26 protein-coding genes are annotated in these 26007 nt (G+C 60.2%); 7 read left to right on the top strand and 19 right to left on the bottom strand.

What is annotated here, in order from left to right; translation table 11 throughout:
• Window positions 1-4: 4 nt before the first annotated feature.
• The 7 genes from OP494_RS12670 to OP494_RS12640 form a co-directional block, all read right to left on the bottom strand.
• The gene (locus OP494_RS12670) at window positions 5-865 is read right to left on the bottom strand and encodes a branched-chain amino acid ABC transporter permease (protein ID WP_280541221.1); all 861 of its coding nucleotides are present in this window, start codon (window positions 863-865) and stop codon (window positions 5-7) included.
• Window positions 866-926: 61 nt separating this feature from the next.
• Complete coding sequence (locus tag OP494_RS12665; protein WP_280541219.1) at window positions 927-2147, bottom strand: ABC transporter substrate-binding protein; 1221 nt, start codon at window positions 2145-2147, stop codon at window positions 927-929.
• A gap of 71 nt (window positions 2148-2218) precedes the next feature.
• Window positions 2219-2710 carry a benzoate 1,2-dioxygenase small subunit gene (gene benB, locus OP494_RS12660; protein ID WP_246923796.1) on the bottom strand — a complete coding sequence of 164 codons (492 nt, stop codon included), beginning with the start codon at window positions 2708-2710 and terminating at the stop codon, window positions 2219-2221.
• Window positions 2711-2723: 13 nt separating this feature from the next.
• Window positions 2724-4094 carry a Rieske 2Fe-2S domain-containing protein gene (locus tag OP494_RS12655; RefSeq protein WP_246923798.1) on the bottom strand — a complete coding sequence of 457 codons (1371 nt, stop codon included), beginning with the start codon at window positions 4092-4094 and terminating at the stop codon, window positions 2724-2726.
• Window positions 4095-4163: 69 nt separating this feature from the next.
• Window positions 4164-5138, bottom strand: coding sequence for a catechol 1,2-dioxygenase (gene catA, locus OP494_RS12650; protein ID WP_246923800.1), 975 nt, complete (start codon window positions 5136-5138; stop codon window positions 4164-4166).
• A 75-nt stretch (window positions 5139-5213) separates the two neighbouring features.
• Entirely contained in the window at window positions 5214-5504 is a 291-nt protein-coding gene (gene catC, locus OP494_RS12645; RefSeq protein ID WP_246923802.1) for a muconolactone Delta-isomerase, read from the bottom strand.
• A gap of 33 nt (window positions 5505-5537) precedes the next feature.
• Window positions 5538-6743 carry a muconate/chloromuconate family cycloisomerase gene (locus OP494_RS12640; RefSeq protein ID WP_322527390.1) on the bottom strand — a complete coding sequence of 402 codons (1206 nt, stop codon included), beginning with the start codon at window positions 6741-6743 and terminating at the stop codon, window positions 5538-5540.
• A 14-nt stretch (window positions 6744-6757) separates the two neighbouring features.
• On the opposite strand from OP494_RS12640, the gene OP494_RS12635 reads away from it, so the two are divergent.
• From OP494_RS12635 to OP494_RS12625, 3 genes are all read left to right on the top strand, one after another.
• On the top strand, window positions 6758-7660 hold the full coding sequence (locus OP494_RS12635) for a LysR family transcriptional regulator (RefSeq protein ID WP_246923804.1): 903 nt from the start codon (window positions 6758-6760) through the stop codon (window positions 7658-7660).
• A gap of 105 nt (window positions 7661-7765) precedes the next feature.
• A complete protein-coding gene (locus OP494_RS12630) occupies window positions 7766-8536 on the top strand; it encodes a trimeric intracellular cation channel family protein (protein ID WP_246923806.1) in 771 nt (256 codons plus the stop codon).
• Between the two features lie 62 nt (window positions 8537-8598).
• Window positions 8599-9699: an NADH:flavin oxidoreductase/NADH oxidase gene (locus OP494_RS12625; protein ID WP_246923808.1), complete on the top strand. Its 1101-nt coding sequence runs from the start codon at window positions 8599-8601 to the stop codon at window positions 9697-9699.
• Between the two features lie 68 nt (window positions 9700-9767).
• Here the strand turns inward: OP494_RS12625 and pobA are convergent, their stop codons facing one another.
• Window positions 9768-10955, bottom strand: a complete 1188-nt coding sequence (gene pobA, locus OP494_RS12620; RefSeq protein ID WP_246923818.1) for a 4-hydroxybenzoate 3-monooxygenase — start codon at window positions 10953-10955, stop codon at window positions 9768-9770.
• Between the two features lie 167 nt (window positions 10956-11122).
• On the opposite strand from pobA, the gene OP494_RS12615 reads away from it, so the two are divergent.
• From OP494_RS12615 to OP494_RS12605, 3 genes are all read left to right on the top strand, one after another.
• Window positions 11123-12007 carry a helix-turn-helix domain-containing protein gene (locus OP494_RS12615; RefSeq protein WP_280541215.1) on the top strand — a complete coding sequence of 295 codons (885 nt, stop codon included), beginning with the start codon at window positions 11123-11125 and terminating at the stop codon, window positions 12005-12007.
• 235 nt (window positions 12008-12242) lie between these two features.
• Window positions 12243-12791: a thioredoxin family protein gene (locus OP494_RS12610; protein ID WP_246923824.1), complete on the top strand. Its 549-nt coding sequence runs from the start codon at window positions 12243-12245 to the stop codon at window positions 12789-12791.
• Window positions 12782-13726 (top strand): threonine/serine dehydratase, encoded by a 945-nt coding sequence (locus tag OP494_RS12605; RefSeq protein WP_246923827.1) that lies wholly within the window; start codon window positions 12782-12784, stop codon window positions 13724-13726. The genes OP494_RS12610 and OP494_RS12605 overlap by 10 nt, the downstream gene beginning before the upstream one ends.
• A 48-nt stretch (window positions 13727-13774) precedes the next feature.
• Here OP494_RS12605 and pcaG read toward each other — a convergent pair whose 3' ends face one another.
• The 11 genes from pcaG to OP494_RS12550 form a co-directional block, all read right to left on the bottom strand.
• A complete protein-coding gene (pcaG, locus tag OP494_RS12600; RefSeq protein ID WP_084076006.1) occupies window positions 13775-14407 on the bottom strand; it encodes a protocatechuate 3,4-dioxygenase subunit alpha in 633 nt (210 codons plus the stop codon).
• Between the two features lie 3 nt (window positions 14408-14410).
• Window positions 14411-15151 carry a protocatechuate 3,4-dioxygenase subunit beta gene (gene pcaH / locus OP494_RS12595; protein WP_035414860.1) on the bottom strand — a complete coding sequence of 247 codons (741 nt, stop codon included), beginning with the start codon at window positions 15149-15151 and terminating at the stop codon, window positions 14411-14413.
• Between the two features lie 155 nt (window positions 15152-15306).
• A complete protein-coding gene (gene pcaQ / locus OP494_RS12590) occupies window positions 15307-16284 on the bottom strand; it encodes a pca operon transcription factor PcaQ (RefSeq protein ID WP_246923829.1) in 978 nt (325 codons plus the stop codon).
• 180 nt (window positions 16285-16464) lie between these two features.
• Window positions 16465-17751, bottom strand: a complete 1287-nt coding sequence (locus tag OP494_RS12585) for a TRAP transporter large permease (protein WP_246923832.1) — start codon at window positions 17749-17751, stop codon at window positions 16465-16467.
• Window positions 17744-18268 carry a TRAP transporter small permease subunit gene (locus OP494_RS12580; protein WP_246923834.1) on the bottom strand — a complete coding sequence of 175 codons (525 nt, stop codon included), beginning with the start codon at window positions 18266-18268 and terminating at the stop codon, window positions 17744-17746. Before OP494_RS12580 ends, OP494_RS12585 begins: the two co-directional genes overlap by 8 nt.
• A gap of 18 nt (window positions 18269-18286) precedes the next feature.
• Entirely contained in the window at window positions 18287-19309 is a 1023-nt protein-coding gene (locus OP494_RS12575; RefSeq protein ID WP_246923837.1) for a TRAP transporter substrate-binding protein, read from the bottom strand.
• A gap of 95 nt (window positions 19310-19404) precedes the next feature.
• Window positions 19405-20574 (bottom strand): alpha/beta fold hydrolase, encoded by a 1170-nt coding sequence (locus OP494_RS12570; protein WP_246923839.1) that lies wholly within the window; start codon window positions 20572-20574, stop codon window positions 19405-19407.
• A gap of 10 nt (window positions 20575-20584) precedes the next feature.
• Window positions 20585-21790, bottom strand: coding sequence for a 3-oxoadipyl-CoA thiolase (gene pcaF, locus OP494_RS12565; RefSeq protein WP_246923842.1), 1206 nt, complete (start codon window positions 21788-21790; stop codon window positions 20585-20587).
• A gap of 10 nt (window positions 21791-21800) precedes the next feature.
• Window positions 21801-22571 carry a CoA-transferase subunit beta gene (locus tag OP494_RS12560; protein WP_301546096.1) on the bottom strand — a complete coding sequence of 257 codons (771 nt, stop codon included), beginning with the start codon at window positions 22569-22571 and terminating at the stop codon, window positions 21801-21803.
• A gap of 2 nt (window positions 22572-22573) precedes the next feature.
• On the bottom strand, window positions 22574-23395 hold the full coding sequence (locus OP494_RS12555; protein WP_035414865.1) for a CoA transferase subunit A: 822 nt from the start codon (window positions 23393-23395) through the stop codon (window positions 22574-22576).
• Between the two features lie 155 nt (window positions 23396-23550).
• Window positions 23551-24888: an adenylosuccinate lyase family protein gene (locus OP494_RS12550; protein ID WP_246923849.1), complete on the bottom strand. Its 1338-nt coding sequence runs from the start codon at window positions 24886-24888 to the stop codon at window positions 23551-23553.
• Window positions 24889-24991: 103 nt separating this feature from the next.
• Here OP494_RS12550 and OP494_RS12545 point away from each other — a divergent pair, with 103 nt between their 5' ends.
• Complete coding sequence (locus OP494_RS12545) at window positions 24992-25777, top strand: IclR family transcriptional regulator C-terminal domain-containing protein (RefSeq protein WP_246923852.1); 786 nt, start codon at window positions 24992-24994, stop codon at window positions 25775-25777.
• Window positions 25778-26007: the final 230 nt, after the last annotated feature.

The following is a 26007-nucleotide window of genomic DNA, read 5'->3' as shown; positions in this document are numbered from 1 at the left end:
CTCCTCAGGCAAAAAGACCGCGTGGCTTGACCAGCAGCACAGCGGCCATGATCAGGTATATCACCATGCTGGCGAGGCTAGGGATCAGTACCGAGCCGAAAGTCTCAGCCATACCAATCAAGATGGCCCCCCAAAAGGCGCCCTTGATCGAGCCAATCCCGCCTATGACCACCACGACAAAACAGGTAATCAGGATGCTATCCCCCATTCCCGGAGCTATGGTGGACAGAGGGGCTGCGATCATTCCAGCGAAGGCCGTCAGCGCTACGCCGGCACTAAAGATCAAGGTAAACAGAGTGCGTACGTTGATACCCAGCCCCTCAACCATATCGCGATCAACGGCACCGGCGCGGATGATAATACCCAGCCGAGTATGTCGGATCACCCAGTAGATGACGGCTGCCAAGGCTAGACACACGCCCATCAAGAACAGCCGGTATACCGAGTATTGCAGGTTACTAGTAAGCTGCAGGCTGGTATCAAAGGGTGACGGCACCGCTACACTATGCACATCGCCTCCCCAGATGATGCGCTGAACCTCGTTGATCACCAGGATCAGGCCGAAAGTCAGCAGCACCTGATAGAGGTGATCGCGCTTGTAAAGCGTGTCAAGGAAGAGACGTTCGATAATCAGCCCCAAGGCAACGGCAATCGGCACAGCTACGACAATTGCCAACCAGAAATTCCCCAGGCGCAGGTTCAGGTCATAGACCAAGTAGGCCCCGATCATGTACATAGCGCCATGGGCTAGGTTGATGATACCCATGATGCCAAAGATCAGGGTCAGGCCACTGGCGATAAGGAATAGCAATAGCCCGTACTGCAGCCCATTAAGGAGCTGCACGCCAAAAAATGCGAGATCCATGTAACCTCCTCCGCGATGGACGGAGCGAGCTTGGCCCGCCCCGCAGGTCAGACGTTCCGTGTTACATCTTGCAGGCGTCGTCCGGCACCTCAAGTTGCTCATAGGCAACATCGACGACTTCCTGCTTGCCATCCTGGATCTCACGCAAATAGATGTTCTGGATCGGATGATGAGAGTCGGAGAAGCTTATTGGGCCGCGCGGACTATCCAAGTGGACGTTGGAAAGTGCCTCTATTAATGCTTCCTTATTCTCGGTATCGCCTTTGACAGAATACAGGGCCTGAGCAAGCATTTTTCCAGTATCGTAGCCATGGACGGCGTAGGCATCGGGAGTCTCACCATAGGCCTCCTGGTAAGCTGAGACGAAATTGCGATTCGCCTCACTCTGAAGGGTATCGGCATAGTGTAGCGTGGTCATCACCCCCTCACCTGCTTCGCCCAGCGCCTGAAGATTGCCCTCAGTCAAAAAGCCTGAGCCAAGTAAAGGAATACTTTCCTTTAGCCCAGCCGCAGCGTAATCGCGCACGAAGCTCACTCCACCGCCGCCAGCGAAGAAGGTATAGACTGCATCAGGGTCGATACTAGCGATCTGACTGAGATAGCTCTGGAATTCAGTGCTGGGGAAAGGCACCCAGATCTGCTCGACGATCTCGCCTCCAGCCTTGGTGAAGGCTTCCTTGAAGCCGGCCACGTCTTCCTTACCAGCAGCATAGTCCCAGGTAATAGTCACTACCTTGCGGTGGCCTCGCTCATAGGCGACCTTGCCCATCGGGTAGCTATCCTGCCACATGCTGTGCGAGGTGCGGAACACGTTGGGCATGCACAGCTGGTTAGTGGCAGCTTCTAAACCAGCATTGGGAATAATGGTGATGGCACCGGTCTTCTTGGCCATCCGCAGCATACCCATAGCTACGCCGGAATGCACCGGGCCGATAACGAAGTCGACATCATCACCCTTGACCAGACGGCTCATGTTCTGGGGCGCCTGAGAGGGATCAGCCTCGGAGTCGAGTCGAACATACTCAACATCACGACCGCCGAGCTGACCGTCCTGTTCCTTTATAGCGAGCTTTAGGCCATTGGTAATGGCTTCGCCCAAAGCCGAGTAGGTACCGGAGTATGGTAGCATCAGGCCCAGCTTGACCGGATGCTCGCTCGCAGTCGCCATTGCAGAGGCTACGAGACTGGTGCCTATCAGTGAGGCCAAGACAGTATTCTTTAAGGCGTGTTTCATTATGTTCACCAAAGAGCTTGTGTTGTGATTATGGAGTGGCGTTAACATCTTTTCCTTTATGCTTCTTTTTCATGCACTGTCTTACACTGTGGCGTCCCTGCCACGAGGTCCATTAGAAATCAGACGTGATAGACGTCAATGACCTGGTGGATGTAATCGTTGTTGAGAATCACCGTCTTCCGCTCGATCAGCGGGGCGTCCCCAGACACGTCCAATGTGTAGAAAGACGTGCCGAAATAAGCGTTGGTCTGCTGGTAGCGATGACTCAATGTGTGCCAGTTGAAACGCAGCTCTACCTTGTCACCCTCCTGACTAAGTACCTCCAGATTGGAAATCTGATGGGTGGTACGCGGCTCGGGAAGGCTGGTCGCCCCGGAACGTTCGGTCTTGATTCGATAGACGCGATCCTCCAACCCTTCACGATTGGGGTAGTAGATCAGCGAGATCTCGGACTGAGGGTCCTGAGTCAGCCGGTCATCGTCGTCCCAGGCCGGCATCCAAAACACCACATTCTTGCTGTAACACTCGAGCCAGGTATCCCAGTCACGATCATCAAGTAGACGCGCTTCCCGGTAGACGAAGGCCTGAATGTCTAGAAAACTCATGCTCATGGCGATGCCCTCTTTACGATGCGGAAGCGGTAGGAATGAACTGGCTGCGTTCCTTGTCGATGGCGCTCAGCATTTCAGCGACCCAATGCTTGTGGTGCATCACATACAGGCCTTCATCTTCAGGAGAGGCCCCGCTAAGCAGCGGTTTCATGTCGATGGCCTTGGCATTTTCATCGGCACCCTCGATCCACTGTTTGGCGCCCCGGGAAAGATCGTTCCATTCGGCATCGAGACCGGCATAACCGTTCTGGCAAGCCCGAAATTCCTCTAGATCATCTGGAGTACCCATACCACTGACGTTGAAGAAGTCCTCGTATTGGCGGATACGCAGCGCGCGATTCTCCGCCGATTCACCTTTGGGCGCGAAGCAATAGATAGTCACTTCACTCTTGTCCACGGCCAACGGTCTAATGACACGAATTTGCGTGGAAAACTGATCCATCAGATACACATTGGGATACAAGCACAGGTTACGGGTCTGATTGACGATGGAGTCGGCACGCGCCTCGCCGAACTGCTCCTCGATCCAGTCTTTCTGGGAGTAGACCGGACGCACCTCGGGATTGAGTAAGCGCGTCCACAGCATCATGTGGCCATTCTCGTAGGAGTAGAAACCGCCCCGGCTCTTCGACCAACCATCGGCATCCACTGCTTTGGTGCCGCCAGCGTCGTAATTACGGCGATCCATCGTCGAGGCGTAATTCCAATGCACCGTACTGACGTGATAACCGTCGGCACCATTCTCGGCCCCCAGCTTCCAGTTGCCGTTAAAGGTGTAAGACGATGTACCACGCAGGATCTCAAGCCCCTCCGGCGCTTGATCGACGATGTTGTCGATGACTTTGGTGGTTTCGCCTAGGTGCTCGGCGAGCGGCTGGACATCCGAACTCAGACTACCGAATAGGAAGCCTCGATAGTTCTCGAAACGTGCGATACGTTTTAGGTCATGAGAGCCATCCTGTTTAAAGCCGTCAGGATAGGCGCCGGCTTTCTCGTTTTTGGCCTTGAGTAATGTACCGTCGTTTTTGAAGCTCCAGCCATGGAAAGGGCAAGTAAAAGTGCCCTTGTTGCCGCGTTTCTTGCGGCACAGGGTCGCGCCACGATGCGCGCAGGCATTGATCAGGGCATGCAATTCGCCCTGCTTGTCACGGGTGATGATCACCGGCTGGCGGCCCAGGGTCACGGTCATGTAGTCACCTGACTCGGCGACCTGACTTTCATGGCCCAGGAACAGCCAGTTGCCTTCGAAGATGTGCTTCATCTCCAGTTCGAAGTAGTCCGGGTCGGTGAAGATGCTGCGGTGAACGCGGAAGATACCCTGGTCGGCATCATCGACGACGGCACCACGAACGCGCTCTTCGAGACGATCAAGTTGTGAGGTCATAGCCAATTCCTCGATTGCTTTATGGATACGCTTTCAGCGGGTCGCGCTAAAGCGTCGCGATGAGGCCAATCAGACCTTGGCAGTGCTGGCCAGCTGACTGGCAGCATCCTGCTCATCTTCCTTGGCACGGGCACGCTTGTGGCGAACTTGCAGATCAGCCGATTCGGTCTTGGCCAGTTCGATATCGAAGATCACCTCGGTAAATGGCCCTTCCAGACCGCGCTTTTCAGCTTCCGCCACACTCTCGATATGCTTGCCTTCAATCACCAACTCCTCGCGAGTGGCGAAGGCAAAGTCGTCAAATGTATAGGGGTCGCCAGCCAGATTGATCTGAGTCGTGAGGTGCTGATAGTCGGGTGCAGAGATGAAGTAGTGGATGTGCGCCGGGCGCTCACCGTGACGACCCAAGGCCTTGAGTACCACGTCGGTGGGGGCGCCTTCCGGCACGCCGTAGCCGGAGGGGATAATGCTACGCGCGGTGTAGCGGCCTTCGCTGTCGGCGTAGATGGTGCGACGCATGTTGTACTCGCTCTGGGTCGGGTCGAAGAACGAGTAATTGCCCTTGGAGTTGCAGTGCCATATTTCGACCTTGGCGCCGGGAATCGGGGTGCCGTCGATGTCACGCACCTGGCCGGTCAGCCACATGGTCTCGGCATCAAGATCGCTACCGTCATCCAGGCGCGCGAAGCCTTCTGCCTCGGGGGCGCCGGCGACGTAGAGTGGTCCTTCGATAGTGCGAGGCGTGTTGCCAGTCCGCTTGGCCTCGGCATCGATAGCGTCCTGGCGCATATCCAGGTAGTGATCAAAGCCCAAGCCCGGTGAGAGCAAACCAAACTGTGTCTGACTACCCAAAGCGTTGAGCAAGTTGACGGCAGTCCAGTACTCTTCCTGGGTGACGTCGAAGTCGTCGATCAACTTGAACAGATCGGAGAGGAAGCGGTGCATGATTTTTTTGGCACGCTCGCTGCCTCCTTCTTGGTCAAAGCCGCTGATGCTATTCAGGAAATCTTGTACTGCTTGGGTCTCGTAGATCTTGACGGTCATGGTCATTGCCTCACTTGTTATAGTCTTTAGGTTTCTATGAGTTGGCGTGATGAAGCCCGTTAGAGCCTTGGTTATTCAGGCGTCACCGTCGTGCACCGACGATGGATGCCGACACAACGGCTTGACGTTAATTTCCATATAGGGAAACAGCGGCAAACCACTGATAATTTCTTGAAGTTCAGCGTTGTCCTCGACATCGAATACGCTGACGTTTTCGTAGCTACCGGCCACACGCCACAAATGACGCCACTTCCCAGCATGCTGTAGTTCCTGGGAGTAGGCCTTTTCCTTCGCCTTGATCTCGGCGGCCTGATTCGACGGCATATCCGTCGGCAATTTCACGGTCATTTGCACTTGAAATAGCATGGCGCTCTCCTCTTCGATCTTTGAAGTCGCGGATTACTTACGCGAATAGTGGGTAAGTTTGTCTTCGTCGAGGGTAATGCCGAGGCCTGGGCCGGCCGGCAGCTCGACACCGAACTCGTGATAGGAAAGCGGCTCGGCGACGATATCGTCTTCGAGCAATAGAGGGCCGAACATCTCGGTACCCCAGGCCATCTCGGAAAGCGTCGACCAGGCATGTAGCGAGGCGGCGGTGCCGATCGTGCCCTCGAGCATGGTGCCGCCATAGAGCTCCATACCTGAGGCTTGTGCCAAGTGCGCCAACTCCAGAGCCTCCAGCGGCCCACCCGACTTGGCGATCTTCAGTGCAAAAGCACCACTAAAACCACCGCACACCAGATCAAGGCCATCACGCGTATCCTGTACCGCCTCATCGGCTAGCATCGACACATTGAAACGTCTGGATAGACGAATCATTGCGGCCTTATCACGGGCGTCGACAGGTTGCTCAATTAGATCGATGCCGGCGTTTTGTAGTGCAGCGATGCCGCGTACTGCAGTAGACTCATCCCACGCCTGATTGATATCGACTCGAATGCTGGCCCGCTCCCCCAGCGCCTCCTTGATCATGGCGACGTGATTTACGTCCTGGTCGACCGAGTTCGCACCAATTTTCAGTTTGAAATCACAGTGGCGACGATCATCGAGCCGCTGAAAAGCCTCCTCAATGTCTTGCTGCGTATCACCACTGGCTAACGTCCAAAGCACTGGCAAATGGTCGTGATTTGTCCCGCCAAGCAAGGTGGCAACACTCACCTCCAAGCGTTTTCCCTGGGCATCCAGTAATGCGGTTTCCAGCGCCGACTTGGCGATGGTGTTGCCGCGTACATGGCGATTCATACGCGCCCGAAGGGCATTGATATTGGCCGACGACTGTCCAATGAGGAGCGGCGCCAAGTAGGTATCGATATTGCACTTGATACTCTCCGGGCTCTCGGGGCCATAGCTGAGGCCACCGATAGTGGTGCCCTCACCTAATCCTTCCACGCCGTCGCTGTGGCGCATGCGTACGATAACCAGCGTCTGGCATCCCATAGTGGCCATCGACAGCTTGTGCGGCCGAATCGTCGGCAGGTCGACGAGTTGAGTTTCAATATGTTCAATGACAACGGGCATGGGAGCTCCACTAAGATGTTTCGTCTTGCCCCAAAGTCTTGCTTGTTTGTCTTTAGCATCACCAATATTGTTTGAGTGGCTACTCATACCCAGGAGGTATCATGGAGCTACATCACTTGCGCTGTTTTTGCACCGTCGCCGAGGAGCTCAACCTCACCAAAGCGGCACAAAATCTGCATATGGCACAGCCACCATTAACAAGGAAAATCAAACAGTTAGAAGAGGAGATGGGGGCTCAATTGTTTGTCCGCCAGGCCCGTGGGTTGAGCCTGACACCGGCGGGACAGTTCTTTTATGAGCATTCTCTTCAGATACTTGAAAAAGTAGACACGACCATCCATGCCACGAGGCACATGGTTCGCAGCAAGCGCGAGTTATTCGGGATTGGTTTCGTACCCTCCGTGTTTTATGGGCAACTCCCCTCCCTCGTGAGGCAACTTAGACAAAATGATGATGCCGAGCTGACACTTTCAGAGCTCACCACGGTTCAGCAGATCCAGGCGCTCAAAGCGGGACGTATTGATATCGGATTCGGCCGTCTGCGAATCGACGACCCCGAGATAGAGCAGGAAGTGCTGTTTGAAGAGCCGATGGTGGCCGCTGTCCCCGCGGGCCATATATTAGAAGGTACTCAGCCCACCATAGCGGAACTATCAAACTACCCAATGGTACTTTTCCCCGCCTCACCACGCCCAAGCATGGCGGATATAGTCTTGGGTATGTTTCGTCGCCGAGGCATGAAGGTCAATGTCGTGCAGGAAACCAACGAGCTCCAAACGACGTTAGGGCTCATTGCCTCAGGCTTCGGTATCACGCTGGTACCCGAACAAGTTCGCCGCCTTCAACGCGATGGCATTTCCTATGTCTATCTCGCCGACACCGATATCACCATTCCCATCATATGCAGCCGACGAAAAGGCGAACCACTTACGCCTATCATGCAAGAAACCAACGCCATTCTAGAGGTTTTGGTCGAAAACCGGCGTAGTGGACGCTATCCCTGAATATGTTCATCGGATTGATAGGCACGGTCAAAAATGCCTGATGGCTTTTGAAATGTTCTTACTGTATCCAAAAGATAAAAGAAGAAACTTTCAAGGAGTAACAGGGTGACAGACTGGGTTTATTGGCTGGATTTAGCTGGGGTGACTGTCTTCGCGCTCTCAGGGGTCATCCTTGCTTGCCGCTCGAGGATGGATCCCTTCGGCATGCTCGTACTGGCCGCAATGACAGGCATCGGCGGCGGTACCCTGCGCGATCTATTACTGGGCATTCGCCCGGTGTTCTGGGTCACCGACCCCACCTATTTATGGGTGATCATCATCACCGTCGTGTCATCGATCGTCGGCTTTCATTACATTCACCGGTTATCGCGCATCGTCCTGCCCGTACTCGATGCCTTCGGGCTCGCCATCTTCACCATTATCGGCGCTCACAAGGCATTGGCGCTGGGCCATGGAGGTACCGTCGCTGTCTTGATGGGACTCCTCACCGGTGTCGCGGGCGGCATGCTGCGCGATGTACTCGCACGGCGGGTCCCCATGGTGCTGCGCCAGGAAATCTATGCGACTGCCTCCATCGCAGGCGCCACGGCATACGTCACCCTGTACACGCACCCTATCCACCCCTACGTCACTATCGCGCTGCCTATCCTGGTGATCCTGGCGCTGCGTCTCAGCGCCATCTACTGGCGCCTCTCCTTGCCGGTATTCGCCTGGATCACCTCGCCAGCCGAGGATTTATCTAAAAGCACTAAATCTAAAAGTGCTGAATCTCAAAGCACTATGCACAACGCAACACCGTCGTCGAACGAGATAGAAAAGAAGCCACGCTCTAAAGCCCGCGTGCGAATGCTCTCGCCCACACGACGGCGTAGATAGCCATTGCTAAGCAATTATTAGCACGCTACATTGTTGCCATCATTCCCTTCAGGAACGTTTCAATGGCATCCCCTAAGCTGTTCTCGCCGCTCACACTCGGCGAGCTCAAATTGTCCAATCGCATCGTCATTTCACCGATGTGCCAATACTCCGCCGACGAAAACGGCAGCATGACCGACTGGCACAAGATTCATCTGGGGCATCTCGCTCTCTCCGGGGCAGGACTCTTGATCGTCGAGGCCTCCGCCGTCGCGCCGGAAGGACGCATCACCTCTGGCGACGTGGGGCTCTATTCGGACGACAACGAGCAAGCGATGGCACGTGTACTCCAGTCCGTTCGTGCCCACTCGCCGATGCCGGTCGGCATCCAGCTGGGCCACGCCGGACGCAAAGCCTCCTGCCAGGCACCTTGGGAAGGCGGTGCCCAGCTAAGCCTGGAAGAGGGGGGCTGGCAAACCGTGGCGCCTTCCGCCGTACCGTATCAGGACGGGCAGCGTCCGCCACAGGCGATGAGTCTCGATGATATCGAGCAGCTCAAGGCGAACTTCGTCGCCTCGGCCAAGCGCGCCGAGCGTCTCGGTTTCGAGTTGATCGAACTGCACGCAGCGCATGGCTATCTGCTGCACGAGTTCTTGTCGCCACTTTCGAACCAGCGCGATGACGAGTACGGCGGCAGTCTGGAAAACCGCATGCGGATCGTGCTGGAGATCTTCGATGCCGTGCGCGCGGTCTTCCCGGACGACAAGCCTGTGGGTATCCGTATCTCCGGAAGCGATTGGGTCGAAGGCGGCTGGGATCTGGAGCAAAGCGTCGAGTTGGCGCGAGCACTCGACGCCCGCGGCTGCAGCTTCATCGACTGCTCCGGTGGTGGCCTGGACCCACGCCAGACCTTGAACGTCGGCCCCAACTATCAGGTACCGTTCGCTCGCCGCATGAAGCAGGAAGTCGCCATGCCGGTGATTGCTGTCGGCCTGATCACCGAACCGGAACAGGCAGAGGGCATCGTCTTCGGTGGCGAGGCAGACGCCGTCGCGCTGGCTCGCGGCATGCTCTTTGATCCGCGCTGGCCGTGGCACGCCGCCGCCAAGCTCGGCGCTACCGTACATGCCCCGAAGCAGTATTTGCGCAGCCAGCCGCATACGCTCAAGAAGCTATTCGGCTAACGCGATATCCACGCGGCGCAGGCGTTTTTCGGGCGGCCCGCATCGTCGACACGATGCGGGCCGCACGCCTAGCCCTCCAACGGTTCGTAAGGCAAGCCGACGTAGTTCTCGGCGATGGTCGTCAGGCCTGCCTCGGAGCCGGTGACATAGTCCAGTTCGGCTTGCTGCATGCGGGCGCCGAAATCCTCTTCCTCGGAAAATTTATGGAGAATCGAGGTCATCCACCACGAGAAGCGTTCGGCCTTCCAGACGCGCTTTAGGCAGGTCTGGGAATAACGCGGCACCAGATCGGTGCGGCCCTCGTGATAGACCTTGACCATCAGGCGATACAGGGTGTTGACGTCGCTGGCCGCCAGGTTGAGCCCCTTGGCGCCCGTCGGCGGCACGATGTGCGCGGCATCGCCGACCAGGAACAGCCGACCGTGCTGCATGGGCTCGGCCACGAAACTGCGCAACGGCGCGATGCTTTTCTCGAGCGAGGGCCCGGTCACCAGATTGGCTGCGACGTCCTCGGGCAGGCGGCGCTTGAGCTCTTCCCAGAAACGCGCATCGGACCAATCCTCGACCTTCTCTTCCAGCGGCACCTGCACGTAATACCGGCTGCGGGTCTGGGAGCGCATGCTGCACAACGCGAAGCCCCGCTCGTGGCGGGCATAGATCAACTCGTCGGAGACCGGCGGCGTGTCGGAGAGCAGCCCCAGCCAGCCGAAGGGATAGACCCGCTCGAACGTCTTCAGCCGATCGGCGGGGATCGTCTGGCGCGAGACGCCGTGATAACCGTCACAGCCCGCGATATAGTCACAATCGAGCCGCAGCGTTTCGCCGTTGTGCTCGAAGGTGAGGTATGGGGCGTCGGTTTCCAGAGCGTGGGGCTGCACATTGTCCACTTCATAGAGCGTCTTTCCGCCCTCGGCGGCACGCGCTTCCATCAGGTCGCGGGTCACCTCGGTCTGCCCGTAGACCATGACCTGCTTGCCACCGGTCAACCCAGCGAGGTCGATGCGCACCCGACGGTTGTCGAAGGCCAGCTCGACGCCGTCGTGCGGCAGGCCCTCGGCATCCATGCGTTGTTCGACACCGGCTTCGCGCAACAGGTCGACCATGCCCTGCTCCAGCACGCCGGCACGGATGCGGCTCAAGACATATTCGCCGCTGCGACGCTCGAGGATGACGTTGTCGATCCCCGCGCGTTGCAGCAACTGCCCCAGCAGCAGCCCGGAGGGACCGGCACCGATGATCGCGACTTGGGTTTTCATGGCAATCTCCTCTTATTCGGGTCTGGCAGCACGGCCAGTCATCGAGTTGCATTTTTCACCGATGAAAACCTGCGAATAAGACAAAATTCCCGCATGAATTTATACTTTCCCAAGATCCGGCCATAACTTTGGTCGAAGCCTCGACTTTCGTCGCACAGGAGATTGCCATGTCGGCATCGCCCAATCGCGCCATTCCCGTCTTTCAGCTGTATGGCGAAACGCACCAATGGCCGACCCCCGACCTGCTGCATTGCGAGTCCATCGCCGAGCGCAGCCGACTGCACGATTGGCATATACGGCCGCACCGCCATGCCGATCTGGTGCATGTGCTGCATATCGCGCACGGCGAGGTGAACCTGACCTTTGAGGAGGGTGCGCAGCGCCTGAAGGGGCCGCTGCTCATCGTGGTGCCGGCCATGACGGTGCACGCCTTTCGCTTCTCGCGCGATGTCGACGGGCATATCGTGACGCTGGCCATGCCACTGGCGCGGCATATCGCCGACACCCTGCATCCTCAAGGGCAGATCCTGGCACGCGCGGCGTTTTACCCGCTTGCCGACCAACCGGAGCGCGCCCCCATCGCCACGCTCGTTGCCCAGCTCGATGCCGAGTACCGCCAGCCCGCCGAAGGTCGCGATGCCTTGCTCGAGGCCTTGCTCAACAGTCTTCTGGTCCTGGCCTCACGACGTGCCACGCGCCGCCAGGCCCGTCGCTCGCGCCATCATGAACGCGGCGAGGCGCACCTCGCCCGGTTTCAACAGCTCATCGAAGCCCACTACCATCAGCAACCCAGCATTCCCGACCTCGCCGAACGCCTGGGCATCAGTAGCGCGCACCTTAGTGCGATCTGCCAACGCCTCGCGGGGCGCAGCGCGCAACAATTACTACACGAGCGTGTGCTTCTCGAGGCCAAGCGCCACCTGACCTATACCAACATGACCATCGGCCAGGTCGCCGAACGGCTGGGCTTCAAGGAGCCGGCCTATTTCACGCGCTTCTTCAAACGCCACGTCGCTTGCTCGCCCAAGGAGTTTCGCCAGCGTCAGGCATAGGCTTGTCCGCGCGCATTGGATCCAAAAACGCTATGTCGCGTCTGACGCATGCCCCACTTCCCCCAGTCCGAAGAGCATGCCGTAGCGCAATCCGCCAGTAGACGCCCGACGCGCCTAGACAATGACCATCTCAGAGGCATCCTTGCCCTTGAGGGGCCAACCGCGCCTAGAATGAATGCATGCATCTCGCCTGTTGCCAGGCTGGGTAGTATTCATCGCGTACAGGAGGTCCCCAATGTCATTGACACCTTCCACCATGATCGAGCTGGGCTCGCCACTGCCGACGTTTCGGCTTCCCGATGCCGACGGCAAGGAAGTCGACAGCGCCGATTTCGCCGGGCGGCCGGTCCTGGTCGCGTTCATTTGCAACCACTGCCCGTTCGTCAAGCACATCGCGGATGCTTTCGCCGACTTTACTCGCGAGTACCAGGCCAAGGGCCTGGCAGTGATCGCCATCAACAGCAACGACTTCCACGCCCATCCGGATGACAGCCCCGAGCGCATGCGTGAGGAAATCAACGCGCGCGGCTATACCTTTCACTACCTGGTGGATGAAAGCCAGGATGTGGCGCGCGCCTTCGAGGCGGCTTGCACCCCGGACTTCTTCCTCTTCGACCACGAGCACCGGCTGGCCTACCGAGGACAATTCGATGCCAGCCGGCCCAGCAAGGAGACGCCGGTCACCGGAGAGGACCTGCGCGCCGCCGCCGATGCGGTGCTCGCCGACCGTGCGCCGGCGGCCCAGCAAATACCCTCCATGGGCTGCAACATCAAATGGAAGTAAGAGATCTCCAACGCGCGCGGGAGCGGATCGCCGAGGCCCTCGCGCCGACACCGCTGTTGCTCGACCAGACGCTGTCCGAGCGTCTGGAACGGCGCGTGTGGCTCAAGGCCGAGTCATTTCAGCACACCGGCTCCTTCAAGACACGCGGTGCGCTGAACTGGCTGCGCACGGCGAGTGACGAGGAACTCGCCGGCGGACTGGGGGCCGTATCCGCCGGCAATCACGCCTTGGGGCTAGCCTGGGCGGCACGTCAGATGGGCATATCCGTGACCATCGTGATGCCCGAGAATGCGAGCTCTTTCAAGGTGGAGGGCAGCCGCGCGCTGGGTGCGGAGGTCATCCTGCACGGCGATATCAACGCGGCCTGGACATTGATGCATGAACTGGTCGAGAAGCGCGGGCTGACGCTGGTGCATCCCTATGACGACGAGCGCATCATCGCCGGCCAGGGCACGCTGGGCCTCGAGGTGCTCGAGCAGGCACCGGACGCCCAGGCGATCCTGTGCCCGGTCGGTGGCGGCGGCCTGATCGGGGGCATCGGCGTGGCGACGTCGACGCGGCGGCCTAAGCTCTCGCTGATCGGCGTGGAACCCCGCGGAGCGGCGAGCATGGCGCATGCCTGGGCCCAGGGCGGCCCCGCCAGGCTCAGTGAGGTGCAAAGCTGCGCCAAAAGTCTCGCCGCCGCCATCGTCGGCGAGCACACCTATCCGCTGAGTCGCCGGCACGTCACCGAGCTCGTCGCGGTGGACGAGGACGCCATCCACCGCGCCATGCGCCACTTGATCTACCAGACCAAGCTAGTCGCGGAGCCCGGCGCTGCCGTGGGCGTGGCCGCCCTGTTGGAAAACGCCGCCACGCTACCGCCGCAAGGCGATATCGTGGTCATCGTCACCGGCGCCAACCTGGGGCGCGATGAGCTGGCCGGCTTTTTGTGAGCGACGTCTTTGACGTACGTGCTGGAGCGACGTGCTCGGGTCACGTGCCTAGAAGTCGAAGAACACCGTCTCGCCCTCGCCCTGAAGGCGAATGTCGAAGCGATAGCGGGGCTTGCCCTCACCCTCTTCACGCGTAGCGATCAAGGTCTGGCGGCGCGTGGGAGATTCCACCGCATTAAGCACCGGGCAAGCCGCGTTGGCCTCGGCCTCATCCTCGAAGTACAACCGCGTATGCAGCTGAATATTGATGCCGCGGGCGAACACGGCGAGCGTGACGTGCGGTGCCATCAGGCGGCCATCGCGGCGCGCGACCTGGCCCGGTTTGATGGTGTGAAAGCACCACTCGCCGTCGTTTTCCACCGTGGTCGCGGTGCGTCCGAAGCTGTTGAACGGCGCTTGCAGATCGAACTCGCACTGGTAGTTGCCATGAGCATCGGCCTGCCAGGCTTCCAGCAAGGCATCGCGCACCAGGTCGCCGTTGCCGTCGATGACGCGGCCCACGAGTTCGATGGCCTCGCCGTCGGCCTCCGGCGAAGCGAGCCGATTCCAGATTTCTTCCTCGCGCGGCGGCAAGCCGGCGATATCCAGGGCCAGGCCAATGTGCACGTAGGGGCCGGCCGTCTGCGACGCAGTTTCACGCAGCATGGTTGCAGCGCAGGGCTGTGAGTTCGGTTGTTGCATGGTTTACCCCTGATTCTCGAAATAGGTTTGCACTTCACCGCGGATCACCAGATCGAAGCGGTAGGCCAGGCAATCCATCGAGCGACTGCGTGCCATGTCGAGACGCCCGGTCATGGTTTCCACCGCTTCGGGGTCACGCAAGGTGTGTACGATGGGACACAGCGGAATCAGCGGGTCGCCCTCGAAATACATCTGCGTGATCAAGCGCGTGGAGATCGACGGCCCCATCACCGAGACGTGGATGTGCGCCGGGCGCCAGCTATTGATGTCGTTGGGCCAGGGATACGGGCCAGGCTTGATGGTGCGGAAACGGTACCAGCCCTCGTCGTCGCTCAGGCAGCGCCCCACACCGCCGAAATTGGGGTCGAGCGGCGCCAGGTAACCGTCTTTCTTGTGGCGATAACGCCCGCCGGCGTTGGCCTGCCACATTTCCACCAGGGTGTTGGGCACCGGCTTGCCGAACTGATCGACGACACGGCCGAACACGATGACCCGCTCGCCGATGGGCAATCCAGCCTGGGCCTCGTTGTCGGCACGGAAGTTGAGCAGCAGGTCGTTATCGTGAGGCCCCATGCGCAGGCGCGTAAAATCCGGGCCGCCGAGCTCCGAGACGCTGGGCGCCTGCATGCTGACATAGGCTTGACTGGGAGAGCGCGCCACCGTCGTCTTGTAGCCCGGCGCGTAGGCCGGGGGATGCCAGTTACGGTCGCGCTCGACGAAGCGTTTATTATCGTTGCGAGGCATGCGAATCTCCTGATCGAAAGGACCGCGGCGCAAGCGAACGCCACGATGTCATGCCTCATTGTCCGCGCTGGGCTCCGGCTGCCAATTGAAATGGCCGCCCACCCCCATAACTGATTGGATATATCGACCAAAGGTCTATTCGACCAAGGAATGAGTCATGTCGAGGGCGAGGCCATCTCGGCGACGATATCGCGCAGACAGGCGCTCAAGGCGTCGACGCCGGGATTGCGCGGCAGGGCGATATTGGTGCACACCCCCACGGAGCCGCCCCGCGATTCCAGACGCACGGGCAAGCGTGCCAGGCGGCCATCGCGGAGATCCTCGCGTACCGCATCGAGAGGCGCGACCCACAAGGCGTCGCTGGCCAGGGCGTACCGCCGGCTCAACGAGAGCGACAGGGTTTCCAGTGCGATACGCGGCGGCGCGGCTCCCTGCTCGACCCAGAAACGCTCGACCTGATCGCGCAGGGTGGTGGACGTCGGTGGGACGATCCACGCATTGGCGATCAACGCTTCAGCATCCAGTACATCCTGCCCCAACAGCGGATGCCCGGCGCGAGCCACCAGCACCAGCGGCTCGTAATACAGGTGCTCGAACTGCAGGCCGCGGATTTCGCGTGCCTCGCTCATGCGTCCGGCCACCGCGTCCAGCTCTCCCATCCGCAAGCGGGAGAGCAGATACGCACTGGGCCCCGTCACTACCTGCACGCGCCATTGCGGAGCCTGGGCATGCAGACGATGCAGCGCCCGAGGGAGCAGGCCCTCTTCGACGGTCGACAGCGCGCCCAGACGCACCACCGCTTCCTGTTGGGCGGCGTCCTGCACCGCCTGGAAGCCCTCGCCCAGACTGCGCAGCGCGGGGCCGGCGTGGCGCAGCAGGGTCAAGCCGGCGGTAGTCAAAGTAGCGCCTTGCGGGCTGCGCTCGAAAAGCGTCGTCTCGAGGATCTCTTCCAGCTCGCGAATCGTCTTGGACATCGCCGGCTGGGTAATGGAAAGCGCCTGCGCGGCCTTGGCCAGGCTCTGCAATCGCGCGACTTCCTGAAACGCCATGAGATGGCGTAGCTTGACGCGAGCGCTCAGCATCGCGGTTTCCTCACGAATCACGGGCAGGGGCGCGACACCTGTACGAGCCACGATCACTCGCCCTCGCCAAGGTCGACATCAGTGAGAGGAGGATACCAGCAGGCGCTTGGTAACGGCCATGGCGATGAGATTGAGGATCAGTGTCAGTCCCTGAACTCAATCACTAAGTGCCGTTATTTAATCAACGGGATTGCCAACCACCGAGGCAGCTAGCGTTTTCCACTCCTGAGATCAAATGAGAAATAGACTGAGAACAGGGAATGCGATCAATAGTGCCAAGCGCACGAAATCAGCGGCGATGAAAGGCGCCACGCCCTTGAAGATTTCGCCCAACCCCACGTGGGGTGCCATGGCTTTGATAACGAAGACGTTCATCCCCACCGGGGGCGTTATCAACCCTAACTCGACGGTCAGCACGGTCACGATGCCGAACCATACCGGATCGATGCCCACAGTCTGAATGATCGGGAATACTACCGGCACGGTGATCACAAGCATGGCGATCGAGTCCATGAACATCCCGAGGATGAAATACAGCAACAAGATGCATAGCAGCACGACAAGCGGCGTAAGATCCATGCTTAACAGGAACTCACTGATGGTAAAGGAAATACGCGAGACCGAAATGAAATAGCCCAGCGTCTCGGCGCCTACCAGCATGAAAAACACCACCGAGGAAAGTGCCAAGGTTTCCTGCACGGCCTGCCACAACCCCCTGGCTCGCATACCTTTGGCCAAGGCGTAAAGCAATGTCGCGAATGCCCCCACACTTGCGCCTTCTGTGGGCGTGAAAGCACCAAAATAAATGCCCAATATGAGCAGTAGAAAGACACCAAAGAAAGGTGACAATCCCGCCAGGGATTTAACCTTATCGCTCCAGGAAGTGGACTCTCCCGCGACGGCAAGCGAAGGCTTGAGTCGCATCACGATGGTGATGGCTAGCGAATAGAACAGAAGCCCCATCAAACCGGGTATGAGACCCGCCATGAACATATCGCCTACCGACTGCTCGGTAAGAATGGCGTAGATCAACAAAGCGATGCTCGGCGGAATCATGATCCCCAGCGTTCCGCCCGCGGCCAGCGCACCGGTGGCCAAGCCCCGGTTGTAACCGTAGCGCTCCATTTCGGGCAGCGCGACGCGGGTCATGGTGCTCGCCGTGGCCAATGACGACCCGGAAATCGCCGAGAAAATACCGCAGGAGCCAATCGCCGAGATCGCCAGGCCCCCTTTCCAGCCACCGCAGATCACACGGGTGGAATTGAACAACTTACCCGCCATGCCTGAGTGCGCCGCCAATACCCCCATGAAAATAAACATGGGAACCGCGCTGAAGCTGTAGTTAGACAGCACTTCCACTGGCACGGATTTAACCATCGACAAGGCGGCCCCCATGTTGATGATCTGCGAGAACCCCACGACACCAACGATCAACATCGACAGCGCCACCGGCACACGCAGCATCATCAACACCAGCAATGACGCCAGACCTAGGCCACCGATCATTTCACTACCCATTGGCGCTTTCCTCCTGTTGGCCGAAGACGCCGCTCAGCAAGACATGCATCAAGCTGCGCAGGCTGAGTAGTGCACTCAGAAAGGCGGCAAAAAAATAAATGGGCCCCATGGAAATTCTCAAGTCTTGCGTGACTTCACCATGCGATATCGCACCGAGCGCCGAATTGATCAGCCCCACGCACAAGATAATCCCAAGCACCATGAAGCCCAGTAGGTAGAAACCGTGCAGACGCGCCTTGAGGGCATCGTTCATACGGTGCGTCAGCGCCTCGACGACCACCTGGCTTTTCTCGACGCTCGCGGCCATGGCCGCGAGCAGGGAGAACAGCAACAGATAGCTGACCAGTTCCACGCTGCCGGAGACGCTCAGCGAGACCGCGCCCCCGGTCAGCCGGCCCAGATAGCGCAGTCCCACGTCGAGGATGGTGACCGACAACAATGCCAGCAGCGCCACGCCGGCAATGAGCCTGCACAGGTAACCCAGCCAGTGGCTGAGCCGAGTGAGCCCTTGCTGCATACCGTTCTCTCCTAGGCCTTATTCGGCTGAGCAGGATTTGCGCGCTTCGAGCGCTGCGTAATAGACATCTCGCGCCTGATCGAGACCACGCGACTCGAGATTACCGAGGTACTGGTCGATGCCTGCCTTGAGCGGCTTTGCCCATTCCGAATTCTCGAGCGGATTGTCGATGACACGAATGGTGTGCCCGGCTTCTTCGGCTTCTTTTTTGCCGGCCTTATCATCGGCGGCAAAGACCTTTCCGGCTTTTTCCGCCCACTTCATGCCGGAGTTCTCGTCGATGGCCTTTTGTTGCTCAGGGGACAGGCTGTCATATGTGTCCTGGCTCATCGTGGCGACGAAGATCAGCGTGTAGAACGGTACCTGGGTGTGATACTCGGTCAGCTCATTGAGGCGGAAGGTCTTCATCCCTTCCCAAGGAAAGCTCAGCCCATCCAGGACACCACGTTGCATGGAGGTATAGATTTCCGGGGCCGGCATGCCCACCGGCTCGGCGCCCATGTTGTTGAGGATGTTGCCCGCCACGGACGTGGGCCTACGCATACGCAGGCCTTCGAGATCCGAAGGTGTCTGCACGTCCGTCTCGCGCGTGTGAATGTACCCAGGCCCGGTGGTGAACATGAACAACACATGGGTATCGTCATATTCGCTATCGATCTTGCCATCGTCATAGAGCGTTTGCAGCACGCAGGCTCCTTCCGGCGCCGACGACGCCACGCCCGGCAATTCTACGATCTGACTCAGCGGAAAGCGGCCATTGGTATAGCCCTGTGCCGTGATCCCGATATCAGCGATCCCGTTGACGGCCGCTTCATAGGTTTCATCGGCTTGGCTCAAGGTCTGCGAGGGGTAGTTCTCGACCTGTAAGGAGCCATTGGAGTCTTTTTCCACTGCTTCGGCCCAGGCTTCGAACACATCTTTATTGATGGATGAAGCCCCCGGCCAGAAATGCGACATGCGCAGTGTCGTTTCCGCATGGGCGGTCGACACTGCAGCCGCGGTCAAGGAGAGGGTAAGCATGCAAGTGAGCGTACGTTTCATGGCGTTGATTCCTCTTATTATCTCGAAAGAGGCCCAATAAGGCCTCTCGGTTCCACCACCTTCCGAAGAAGGCCAGTTCCAGGCAGAGATTTTCGTTATAGGGTTTTGCCCCAGCCCAGTTTCTTGGCCATCGAAAAGGCATGGTTAGCAGCCGGCACGCCGGCATAGATCGCCACATGCATCAGTGCCTGGCGCAATTGTGCTTCGCTAAGGCCGATACGCTGGGCGGTTTTCAGGTGGAGTTCCAGCTCTCCGTCGCGCCCCAGCGCTGCTAGCACCGCCAGGGTGATCATGCTGCGCTCGGTGCGGCTCAAATCATCGTTGCCCCACAGCTCGCCCCAGGCCATGCGCGTAATCATGTTCTGGAACGGCGCGTCGAGCGTGGTGGCATTTTCGCTGGCACGCGCCACGTGCTCGTCGCCGAGTACCTGCTTGCGCGTTTCCAGCCCGGCGGCATAGCTCACACCGTTCTCGTCGACGTGCTCATCACCCAGCCAGGCACGCAGACGCTTGGCGATCGCCTCGGGCACTTCCACGCTCGGCACGTGCGCGATGTTTTCGAGTACTTCGAGACGCGCGTCACCGAACTGGGAAGCCAGCGTCTTCAGGGTCTCGGGCGGCGTGGACAGATCCTCGCGCCCGCCGAGCAAGCGCACCGGCCCCGCGACCCCGCGCAGTTGTCCGCTGAAGTCGGTGTCGGCCAGCATCTCGCAAAGCCGCGCGTAGGACTCGCCATCGGTACGCGCAAGCTGGGTCTTCCAGCCCGTATAGGTGGCCGTATCGCCTTGCGCGAACGCCTCGGAAAACCAGCGCGGAACGATCTCGTCGGCCATGGCGGCCAGGCCTTCCTGGCGCACGCGCGAGGCCCGTGCATACCAGTTGTCCGGAGTGCCGATGACAGCGCCGGTGTTGGTCAGCACGACATCGGCGAGACGCTCGGGACACTGGATCAGCAACTGCTGACCGACCACGCCGCCGATCGAGGTGCCCACGAAATGAAAGCGCGTCACGTCCAGCGCGTCGGCCAGGGCCAGGGCGTCTTCGGCCAGCGCGCGGGGCGTGACCGCCTCGGTCAGGCCACTGCTGGCGCCATGGCCAGGCAGATCCCAGGTCACGCAGCGGAAACGGCCACGCAAGGCGGCGACCACGTCCTCCCACACGTCCTGGCTCATGCCCAGCGGGTGTGCCAACAGCACCGCCGGCAGCGCGGCTTCACCGCTATCGCGATAGGCGATCGTGCGCTCCGCCACCGTCAAGAAAGCCATGCCGTTCTCCTCAAACGCGTTCGATCAAAGTGGCCACGCCCTGGCCCACACCGACACACATGGTGCAAAGGGCGTAACGCTTGTTCTGTACGTGCAGCTCGTGCGCCGCGGTCAGCAGCAGCCGCGCCCCGGACATGCCCAGCGGATGCCCCAGTGCGATCGCGCCGCCATTGGGATTGACGCGCGGATCGTCATCGGCCACGCCCAGTTCGCGCAGGCATGCCAGCCCCTGGGCGGCGAAGGCTTCGTTGAGCTCGATGATGTCGACCTCATCGATGCCGATACCCAGACGCTCGAGCAGCTTGCGCGTCGCCGGTACCGGGCCCATGCCCATGATGCGGGGTTCGACGCCGGCGGTGGCCATGCCCAGGATCCGCGCCATCGGAGTGAGACCATGGCGCGCGACGGCGGCGTCGCTGGCGACCAGCATCGCCGCCGCCCCGTCGTTGACACCCGACGCATTGCCCGCGGTCACGCTGCCGCCATCGCGAAACGGCGTGGGCAACTTGGCCAGCTTTTCCAGCGTGGTGCCTGCGCGCGGATGCTCGTCCCGATCGACGATCAGGGGCTCCTGCTTGCGACGCGGCACCTCGACCGGCGTGATCTCCTGCGCCAGACGCCCGGACTGCTGGGCGCGCTCGGTTTTCTGCTGCGAGCGCACGGCGAAGGCATCCTGATCCTCGCGAGAAACGTGGAACTGCTCGGCGACGTTCTCGGCGGTCTCGGGCATCGACTCGACGCCGAAGTGGTTCTTCATCAACGGATTGACGAAACGCCAGCCGATGGTGGTGTCCTCGATCGCCTGGCTGCGCGAGAACGCCGTTTCGGCCTTGCCCATCACGAACGGCGCGCGCGACATGGACTCCACGCCGCCGGCCAGCGCCAGCTCGAACTCGCCCGCCTTGATGGCACGAAATGCCGTCCCCACGGCATCCATGCCCGACCCGCACAGGCGATTCAAGGTGGTGCCGGGCACGCTGGTCGGCAGCCCGGCCAGCAGCGCCGACATGCGCGCGACGTTGCGATTGTCCTCACCGGCCTGGTTGGCGCAGCCCATGATCACTTCATCGATGGCCGCCGGATCGAGGTCCGGCGCCTGGGCCAGCACGGCCCGGAAAATCGTGGCCGCCAGGTCGTCGGGGCGGACGCTGGCCAGCGAGCCGCCGAAACGTCCCACGGCGGAACGCGTGGGGTGACACAACCAAACATCGCTCATCGAATTCTCCTCATGCCTCGCCGGCATGTTTGCGTTCGGTACGCGCCTTGAGATCCCGCAGCACGTCGAGCTCATTCGCGGAAGGCATCGGCGTGGTGTCGAGCTGCTCGGCGAAACGAATCTCCCAGCCGGTCGCGTCCTGCACCTGCTCGACGGTCACGCCCGGATGCAGCGATACCACCACCAGCTCGCGAGTCTCGGGGTCGGGCTTCATCACGCACAGGTCGGTGATCACCCGAGTCGGGCCGCGGCCGATATTGGGCACCCCATCACGCGCCTTGCCGTCGCGGCCGAAGCCGAGGGTAGTGATGAAATCCACCTGATCGACGAAGGTCCGCTTGGAATGCTTGAGCGTGATGAAGACCTCGCCGGCACAGGTCGCGATTTCCGGTGCCCCGCCGCCGCCGGGCAAGCGCACCTTGGGCGCCTGATAATCGCCGATCAGCGTGGTGTTGAGGTTGCAGTAGCGATCGATCTGCGCGGTGCCCAGAAAGCCCACATCGATCTTGCCGCCCTGCAACCAGTAGCGGAACATTTCCGGCACCGACACGGTGGTCAGCGCCGACTCGCAAAGTTCGCCGTCGCCGATGGAAAGCGGCAGCACGTCCGGCTTGGTCTGCAGGGTGCCGGACTCATAGATCAGTACCACGTCCGGTGCATGTGTCAGGCGCGCCAGGTTGGCGGCCTCGGACGGCAAGCCGATGCCCACGAAACACGTCATGCCGTTCTCCAGCGCCTTCGCCGCCGTCACGGTCATCATTTCCGCGGAGGTGTACTCGATACTCATTGGGCCTGCCCCCCTGCGTTGAAGACGTTCTCGTCGAGCCATGTCTGGAAGGTGTCACGGTCGCGCGCGATGGTATCCCACTCCTTGTAGAAGCGGTTGTTGCGCGGGTAGTAACCGTGGGCATAGGAGGGATAGGCGCCCTTCTCGGCCACGGCGATGGCGTCGATGGCCCAGCCGGGGATCACGCAGGCATTGGGACCGGCCTCGAGATCGTCGACGATCTCCTCGACGGTGACGATGCTCTTGCCCGCCGCCAGAATCGCCTCCTTCTGCACGCCGATGATGCCCTCCACCAGGACATTGCCCTTGCGATCGGCCTTCTGCGCATGCACCAGGGACACGTCCGGGCGCACCGAAGGCACCGCCGCGAGGCGTTCGCCGGTGAACGGGCACTCGATGAACTTGATCTGGTCGTTGACGCTGGGCAGCTCGCTGCCCACATAGCCGCGCAGCACCGCCAGCGGCAGGCCCGCCGCGCCGGCCTCGAAGGCACAGGCCATGGCCGCATGACTGTGCTCGAAGATCTCCACCTTGTGCGGCCAGCCTTTCTCCACCGCGTCGCGCAGGCGATGCAAGGAGCCCACCCCGGGGTTGCCGCCCCACGAGAAGATCAGCTTCTTGGCGCAGCCGGCGCCGATCAATTGGTCGTAGACCAGGTCCGGCGTCATGCGGATCAGCGTCAGATCACGCTTGCGCTGGCGAATGACTTCATGCCCGGCGGCGAAAGGAATCAGGTGGGTGAAGCCTTCCATGGCCACGGTCGCGCCATCCTCGACGTAGCGCGCCACAGCGTCATGCAGGCTAAGAAATTCGGCCATGCGGATTGCCTCGCAAGTTGTTCGCTTAATGAACACTGGTTTGTGATACGAACAAAATTATCGGGATTACCGCAGGGGGTCAAACGCGCGAGGTGGGCAACGGCATGCCGTTACCCACCTCGCCAGGTGCCGAATATCAATTCAAAAACAGGGAGTTACATCGACTCCAGGACCGCCAGTGCACGCTGGACCTGCTCCTGGCTACTACCAATGTATAAACCCGGGTCGACACAACGCCGTAGCCGCTGTGCCTCGACCCGCCCCGCCACCGCCGGGTGGGCGAGCAATACCTCGGCGTATTCGCGGCGCTCAAGGCGCGACGTCTCGGCGGCCTCCCTGGCGATGCGCTGCGCTTCGTCAGCCCCCAGGATGTCACCCAGCAGGCGCGCCGCGGGCTCCGCCATGATCGCGCCGCCCATCAGCGTCAGGTTGCGGCGCATCGTCTCGGCATGCACCTCCAGGCCTTCCCAGAGTTCGGCCAGGGATACCAGGGCCCCCTCCATCAGCAGGACCGCATCCAGCATCGGCGCCCACTCGGCATGCCACTCCCCGAGCCCACGCTCGAGGGGTTGCGCGCCGGCATGGCTGAGCGTCACGGCCTGACCATGAATCTGACGAGCCGCCGCCCGCAGTCGGGCGCAGATCACCGGGTTGCGCTTGTGCGGCATCGACGACGAGCCCCCCGCGCCGGGGACCGCCGGCTCGCTGACCTCGGCCACCTCGGACTGGGTCAGCAGGGAGACATCCAGGGCGACTTTCTCGACCCCCACCGCCACCGCATCGACGGCACCGGACAAGGCCAGGATCGGCTGGCGATTGGTATGCCAGGGCAGCAACGGCGACGCCAGCCCAAGCCGCTCGGCCACGCGATCCATCACCTCCAGCCCCTGGGCATCCAGTCCCGAGTGAACGCCCACCGCGCCACCGAATTGCAGATAGAGCCCGGTCTCGGTCACGTCTCTCAGTCGTCGTTCGGCCTGCGCCAGGTTCTCCGCCCATTGCGCGACCTTGACCCCGAAGGTGATCGGCAACGCCTGCTGCATCAGCGTACGCCCGACCATAGGCGTGCCGGCGTGTCGACGCATGAGCGCACAACCGGCCTTGCGACTACGTTTCATGAGAGCGAGGCATGCCTCGAGGCGCGGCTTGAGCAGCAACATCAAGGCGGTGTCGAGAATATCCTGGCTGGTCGCGCCACGGTGGAAATGTGCCTTGAGCTCGTCGGGCAGGGCCGCCTTGGCCTGCTTGACGAAGGGAATCGCCGCATTGCCGCCCAGCACGGTACCGTGCGCCATCGCGTCCATGTCGAAGACATGCTCCGCGAGCACTCGCTCGATCTCGGCCGCGACTCCGCCCGGCAGGATGCCCAGTCTCTCCTGCTCGGTGGCCAGCGCGACCTCGACGGTACACATGGCAGCGACCAGATCCTGGGCTTGCGTCGCTGCGCGTCCCTCGTCACTCATGAAAGGATGGCGAAGCAGGGTGTCGTACATACGAATCTCCAACGGCGATTTATCGAACAAATGTTCGCATTTCGAACTTTTATGATAGATTGCCCCTACGTACCCCACAATCGACAACGAGGCAATACGCGACATGGCATCACAAGACGGAGCGCTTACCCCGGATGACAGGGATTTCGTGGCCGCATTGGCAAGCGGCCTTGAGGTCATCATGGCCTTCGATCAAGCCAACCCCCGCATGACCTTGAGCGAAGTGGCCACGAAGACCCAGATGAATCGAGCCAAGGCCCGGCGCTTTTTATTGACGCTGCATGCGCTGGGGTACGTACGCAAGCAGGAGCGATATTTCGAATTGTCGCCCAAGGCCCTCCAGTTGGGATATGCCTTTCTCTCGGCGAACAATTACCACAACGCCATCCAAAAGTATCTGGAAGACGTCACGCTGGAAACGGGCGAGTCCTCGTCTCTCGGTGTGCTCGACGGCAAGGACGTGATCTACGTGGCGCGCTCCGCCGCCAAGCATCGCCTGATGGCCATCACCCTGGCGGTGGGCACTCGCCTGCCCACGATCTACACCTCGATGGGCAGAATGCTGCTGAGCACATTGGATATCGAAGAGCGTCGACGCATCCTTTCAGAAAGCGATCTCGTCGCGCATACCTCAAGTAGCATCACCGATATTCACCAGCTCGAAGAGGCGATCGACACGGCAGGAAAGCAGGGATATTGCATCGTCGACCAGGAGCTGGACTCCGGCCTGCGGTCGCTTGCCGTCCCCATTTTCAGCGGAGGCGGACGTTTGATCGGTGCGATGAACGTCTCGACCAACTCCGCTCGGGTCCCCCTCGAACGGCTCACCGATCACATTCTTCCCTGCCTTCAGCAAAAGGCTCTGGAAATTAAAGAAACATTGATTTAATCGCCAAAAAACACTGCCACAACCAAAGTATAAGCGTGTAAAAACCGCTTCAATACAAAGCGTTACCTTCTACCCACCAATCGCACGGCCCTTCCGCATTGACAGGAAGGGCTTTTTTTTTCAACTTTCATGTACGCAAGACGAATCAAGGTTCGTATTGCGAACAAAATATAACGAATAAACCATTAGCCGGGGAATAAAGATGGCAATCAAGCAAGCATGGCTGACCT

The sequence above is a fragment of the Chromohalobacter sp. 11-W genome, assembly GCF_029889905.1.
Taxonomy (GTDB): Bacteria; Pseudomonadota; Gammaproteobacteria; order Pseudomonadales; family Halomonadaceae; genus Chromohalobacter.
The sequence above is the reverse complement of the archived record's forward strand: the minus strand, read 5'-3'. Positions and strand labels throughout refer to the sequence as shown.